Raw genomic sequence first — 6,067 nt, 5'->3', positions numbered from 1 at the left:
GGGCTTCGTCGATATGGGGTGGAGTCTTTTTTTTTGGGGGGGGGCGGTGTGTTGGGTGTGGCGCTTCGTCGATGAGGGGTGGGGCATTTGGGTGCGCGGTGCGGGAGTGTGATGAAGCGCTTCGGGGGAATTATTCGGGTAAGACGCGGCTGAGGGCGGGGAGTGGGACTCCCCGCCCTCAGGCGTATTGGGTGTTGCGGGTGGAGCTACGACGTGTACTTCAGGTTAGCCCCGGACGCCCAGGATGATTTTCTGGATGTCGGCGCGGGTGATGTCGGTGCTGGTGGCACTTGGGGCGATGGCTGCCTTGCGCTCGGTCGCGGCGGGGGCCGGGACGGGCTGGGGCAGGGGGTCGCACTGGGTGTCGGAGCGGCGGCCGGGTTTGCGGGTGGGGAGGGTGCCGGTGGCCAGGTAGTCGGCGATCTGGTTGTCCATGCAGGCGTCGCCGTTCAGGGTGCCTGCGTGGGTGGTGCCGCCGACGCCCTCGATCAGGGAGGACTTGGGGAAGCGGCTGCGGACCTCGAGGCTGCCCTCGTAGGGGGTGGCGGCGTCCTTGGTCTCGTCGACCAGCAGGATCGGCGGGGCCTTGGCGCCGTCGACCTGGACCGGCTTGCCGACCTTGCCCGCCCAGTAGACGCACGGGGCGTTGAACCAGGCGTTGCCCCAGGTCTCGAACGGGGCGCGGAGGAAGGTGATCCAGTTGTCGATCCGCCACTTGTTCCACGAGGTGGGCCACTGGACGTCGGTGCACTGGGTGGCCAGGTACATGGCGAAACCGTTGTCGGCGCCGGGACCCTGCGCGTTGCTCGCGTCGTACAGGGACTTGAGGCCCGAGTAGTCGGCGTTGTTGACCCACGCGGAGAAGGCGTTCGCGATGTCTTCCCAGCCGAACACGTAGTACCCGGCCTGCAGGAAGATGTCGGTGAACTCGTCCGGGCCGATGATGCCGCCCGCGGGCTTGGTGCGGAACTTGTTCTGCTCGCGGTAGAACGTGGCCTCGACCGCCGCCTCGGTCTTGCCGAGGTGGTAGACGCTGTCGTACTTCGCGACCCAGTCGAAGTAGATCTTGATGTTGCCGCCGAAGGCGACGTCCTGGTCCAGGTTGGCCTGGTACCAGACGGCGCGCGGGTCGACGTTGCTGTCCAGCACCATCCGGCGCACGCGCTCCGGGTAGGTGGTCGCGTAGACCTGGCCGAGGTAGGTGCCGTAGGAGAAGCCGTAGTAGTTGATCTTCTCCTGGCCCAGGGCCTTGCGCAGCGCGTCCATGTCGTTGACCGAGTCGGTGGTCTTGACGTGGTCGAGCAGGTCACCACCGGCCTTGTCGCAGGCGGCGGCGTAACCCTTGGAGCGGTTGAGCCAGGTCTGCTCCAGCTTCGAGGTGACCGGGATGTAGTCCGGCCGGTTGTAGCCGAAGTAGCCACCGTCGCAGGACAGCGACGGCTGGCTGGAGCCGACACCGCGCGGGTCGAAGCCGATCCAGTCGTACGCGGCGCCCGCGCCGTTGGGCACGTACTCGCCGAGCACGGACAGGGTGAGCCCGGAGCCGCCGGGGCCGCCCGGGTTGGTGAGCATGATGCCCTGGTACTTGTCGGGGGTGACCTTCGCGGCGATCCGGGAGACCGCCAGCTTGATCTTGGTGCCGGTCGGCTTGGCGTAGTCCAGCGGCACCTCGAGGAACCCGCACTGGGCGCCGCGGCGCTGCAGTCCTGGGCTGGCGCAGGTGCCCCACGCGATCGGCGCGGGGTCGTAGTTCACCTGGTTGGGCGCGGGTTTCGCCGCGGGCGCCGCGGAGACGGACGGAGCGAGCACCGCACCACCCACCACGACACCCGCCGCGGCGAGTGCCGCCACGATTTTCTTCACATTGCCCCTTTTCGTCATGCCTCGCCCGGACCGGGATGGTGTCGCGGACCGCCCGATGCTGCCCCAGGTTCGCGCGGTTGGGAATAGCGGGGTGCCGATATTTGCCATGCCGAAACGTCGGTTATCGGTTCGAAACCGGGTGATTCCCGGAATATCGGACCGTCCATTGAGGACTCATCACGGTCCGTGCCCGGATGACAACCCGATCGGGGGGCGGTCCGCGTGGACCACCCCCGGTCAAAAGTGTGAAAAACCCGCTCCATCAGCCGCGCAGGGCGGCGCCGTGCTGTTCGGCGGCGGCGGAGACAGCGGCGTCGCGGGCCGCGGTGGCCTCCTCGACGGTGAGCGTGCGGTCCGGCGCGCGGAACCGCAGCGAGTACGCCAGCGACCGCTTGCCCTCGCCGACCTGCGCACCGGTGAACACGTCGAACAGGCTCAGCTCCTCCAAGAGCTCGCCACCACCGTCGCGCAGGGTGTCGGTCACCTCGGCGGCGGGCACCTCGTCGGGGACCACCAGCGCCACGTCCAGCAGGACCGGCGGGTACGGCGAGACCTTCGGCACCGGTCGCAGCTCCCGCAAAGGAAGCAGGTCGAGGTCGAGTTCCATCGCGCAGGTGCGCTTGGGCAGCCCCAGCGCCTCCACCACGTTCGGGTGGAGTTCGCCCGCGTGGCCGACCGGGAAACCGCCGACGCTCAACCGCGCGCACCGACCGGGGTGCCACGGGGCGAGCGCGTCCGCCGACACGGTCAACTCGACCCCGGCCGCCTCGGCCACGACCCGGGCCGCCTGCACCGCGTCGGCCCAACCCGCCTGCTCACCGGCGCCCCACCAGCCGGGCCGCTGCCGGTTGCCCGCGAGGACGACGGCGACGTGCACCGGCTGGGCGGGCAACGCCGCCGCCAACCGGGCCAGTTGCTCGTCGTCCGGGCGGCCGGTGACCGGCACGTCCGGCACCGGGGGCGCGTCGGCGCGCGGCAGCACGACCTGTCCGATGTGGAACAGCGCGAGGTCCCGGGCGCCCCGGGACCCGTTGCGCACCAGGATGTCCAGCAGGCCGGGCAGCAGCGTGGTGGCCAGTTGGTCGCGCTCGGCCTCCAGCGGGTTGCGCACCGGCAGGGTGCGCCGACGGACGTCGTCGGCCGACAGGCCGAACGCGTCCCACACCCCGGCGGAGACGAACGGGAACGGCAGCACCTCGACGTAGCCGTGCTCGGCGAGGGTGCGCGACACCCGGCGGCGTCTGCGCTGCGCGGCGGTGAGACCGGTGCCCGCCGGGGCGGTCGGCAGTTCCAGCGGGATGGTCTCGTAGCCCTGCAGCCGCAGGACCTCCTCGACCAGGTCGGCGGGCTGGCCGAGGTCACCGCGCCAGCTCGGCGGGTACGCGGTGACGACCGGCGTGCCGTCCTCGGCGGCGCCGACCTCCACCCGGCAGCCGATCTGCTGCAGCCGGGCCGCGGTGACGCCGCGCGCGTAGCGGGCACCGGCGACGCGGTCGGGCAGGTCCATCGCCATGACGACCGGGTCCGGCGCGGTCGGGGTGCCGACGTCGGTGCGGCCGGGCTGGATGCTGCCCTCGCCGTACTCGCGCAGCAGGCGCGCGGCCCGCTCCAGCGCCACCGGCGGCAGCGCCGGGTCGACCACCCGCTCGTAGCGGCGGGCGGCCTCGCTGGGCAGCTTGTGCCTGCGCACCGCGCGGGCGATCGTGGCCGGGTCCCAGATGGCCGCTTCGAGCAGGATGTCGGTGCTGTCCGAGCGGACCTCGGTGCTCGCGCCGCCCATCACGCCCGCCAGCGAGATCGGGCCGCTGTCGTCGGTGATGACCACGTCGTCCGGGTCGAGCGCGCGCTCGGCGTCGTCGAGGGTGGTGAGCTTCTCCCCCGCCCGCGCCCGCCGCACGGTCAGGCCGCCGCGCACCCGGGCCGTGTCGAACGCGTGCATCGGCTGGCCGAGTTCGAGCATCACGAAGTTGGTGATGTCCACGGCCAGCGAGATGGACCGGATCCCGGCCAGCATCAGGGTGCGCCGGATGTGCCACGGGGTGGGCGCGGTCGGGTCGACGCCGGTGACCCGGCGCACCGCGAACCGCGAGCAGGCCGTCGGGTCGGCCAGGGTGACCGGGACCGACGCGGCGTCGGCGGCCGGGACCTCGATCGCGGCCGGGTCGATGAAGCCGACGTCGAGCGCGCAGGCCAGTTCCCTGGCCAGGCCGCGCATGGACAGGCAGTAGCCGCGGTCGGGGGTCAGCGACAGCTCGATGACGGTGTCGGTGAGGCCGAGCAGGTCGGCGGCGTCGTCACCGGGGGCGATGTCGTCCTCGACCGGCAGCACCAGGATGCCGGCGTGGTCGTCGCCGAGGCCGAGCTCGGCGGCCGAGCAGATCATGCCGCGGCTGACCCGGCCGTAGGTCTTGCGCTCGCTGATGGTGAAGTCGCCGGGCAGCACCGCGCCGGGCAGCGCCACCACGACCAGGTCGCCCTCGACGAAGTTGGTGGCACCGCAGACGATCTGCGTGGTCTCCGGCCCCTCCGCCGCCGAGTCCGCCGCGTCCGCCGAGTCGTTGTCGGACTCGCCGATCTCCACGGTGCAGAACCGGATCGGCTTCTTGAACCCGGTGAGCTCCTCGATCTGGGCCACCCGGCCAACCACGACCGGACCGGACACCGGGCCGAGCGGGCTGACCTCCTCGACCTCGAGGCCGACCCGGATGAACGCCTCGGCGATCTCGGTCGCCGTGATGCCGCGGTGGTCCTCGGTCAGTTCCAGTTGCTGGACGAGCCAGCTCACGGGGATCCGCACTACGCCTCCGTGCCGAAGGGAAGGGTGAACCGGACGTCGCCCTCGACCATGTCGCGCATGTCCGGGATGCCGTTGCGGAACTGCAGGGTCCGCTCCAGTCCCATGCCGAAGGCGAACCCGGAGTAGACGTCGGGGTCGATCCCGCAGGCCCGCAGCACGTTCGGGTTGACCATGCCGCAGCCGCCCCACTCGACCCAGCCGGGGCCGCCCTTCTTCTCGGCGAACCACACGTCCGGCTCGGCGGAGGGCTCGGTGAACGGGAAGAACGACGGCCGCAGCCGGATGCGCGCCTCGTCGCCGAACATGGCCTTGGCGAACGCGTCCAGGGTGCCCTTGAGGTGGGCCATGGTCAGGCCCTTGTCGATGGCCAGCCCTTCCACCTGGTGGAACACCGGGGTGTGCGTGGCGTCGAGCTCGTCGGTGCGGAAGGTGCGGCCGGGGCACACCACGTACACCGGCAGGTCGCGCTCGAGCAGGGCGCGGATCTGCACCGGCGAGGTGTGCGTGCGCAGCACCAGCCCGGAGTCGGGCTCCCCGACGTAGAAGGTGTCCTGCATGGTGCGCGCGGGGTGGTCCTTCTTGAAGTTGAGCGCGTCGAAGTTGAACCACTCGGCTTCCAGCTCGGGGCCTTCGGCGACCTCGTAGCCCATGCCGGTGAACACGTCGGCGATCCGCTCGGACAGCGTGGTCAGCGGGTGCCGGGCGCCGCGCGGGGCGCGGTCCCACGGCAGGGTGACGTCAACGCCCTCCTCGCGCAGCACCCGCTCGTCCCGCTCCACCTGCAACCGGGACCTGCGCTCGTCGAAGGCGGCCTTGACCAGGGCCTGCGCCTCGTTGACCCGCTTGCCCGCCTCGGAGCGCGCCTGCGGCGGCAGCGCGCCGATCTCCCGGCGGGCCTGCAGCAGCGGCGAGCGGTCACCCAGGTGGGCGGGCTTGATCGCGGCGAGGGCGTCGAGGTCGGCGGCGGAGTCGAACTCCTCGCGGGCCTTCTGCACGGCGGCCTGGAGGACGTCGGGCGAGAGCGCCGCGACCTCCTTGGGGTCGTACGACTCGTTGGCTCCGGACATGGTTGGTGGACAGCTCCCCGGGGTCCTGGTGCGGACTTGCGCCACCCGGCGCGGCGGGTGAGCAGGGTCGATCCTAGGTGATCGGCGCGGGCCGTCGACACCGAGTTCGGCCTGCGCGGGCGGGCCGGGGTTCGCCCGGGTGGCGGCAGCGGTTCGCGCGGCCGGGTGAAGGGGGTCGGCGGTGTGCCCGGGGACCGCCCGACCGGGCGCCCGGCACCGCCCGCGACCGGGTGAAGGCCGGGCCGAGATCGCGGGACGCCTGTACTGTGACCTCGGGTCGCATCCCGGTCCCGGTTCGAGGTCCCCGCGCCCGCCAGCCCCGTCCGTCGACTAGGCCGCA

The 6,067-nt window shown here is 71.8% G+C and carries 3 protein-coding genes; all 3 read right to left on the bottom strand.

The genetic code is table 11. The annotated features are described in order from the left end of the window. Positions 1-225: 225 nt before the first annotated feature. Complete coding sequence (locus H504_RS0121315; protein ID WP_026424428.1) at positions 226-1,863, bottom strand: alpha/beta hydrolase; 1,638 nt, start codon at positions 1,861-1,863, stop codon at positions 226-228. A gap of 262 nt (positions 1,864-2,125) precedes the next feature. Then, positions 2,126-4,660 carry a phenylalanine--tRNA ligase subunit beta gene (gene pheT / locus H504_RS0121310; protein ID WP_026424427.1) on the bottom strand — a complete coding sequence of 845 codons (2,535 nt, stop codon included), beginning with the start codon at positions 4,658-4,660 and terminating at the stop codon, positions 2,126-2,128. Then, positions 4,660-5,727, bottom strand: a complete 1,068-nt coding sequence (pheS, locus tag H504_RS0121305) for a phenylalanine--tRNA ligase subunit alpha (RefSeq protein ID WP_026424426.1) — start codon at positions 5,725-5,727, stop codon at positions 4,660-4,662. The genes pheT and pheS overlap by 1 nt, the downstream gene beginning before the upstream one ends. Between the last annotated feature and the right edge of the window lie 340 nt (positions 5,728-6,067).

Source organism: Actinokineospora inagensis DSM 44258 (assembly GCF_000482865.1).
GTDB classification, from domain to species: domain Bacteria; phylum Actinomycetota; class Actinomycetes; order Mycobacteriales; family Pseudonocardiaceae; genus Actinokineospora; species Actinokineospora inagensis.
Note: the sequence above shows the minus strand (reverse complement) of the source record. Positions and strands in the feature narration are given on the sequence as shown.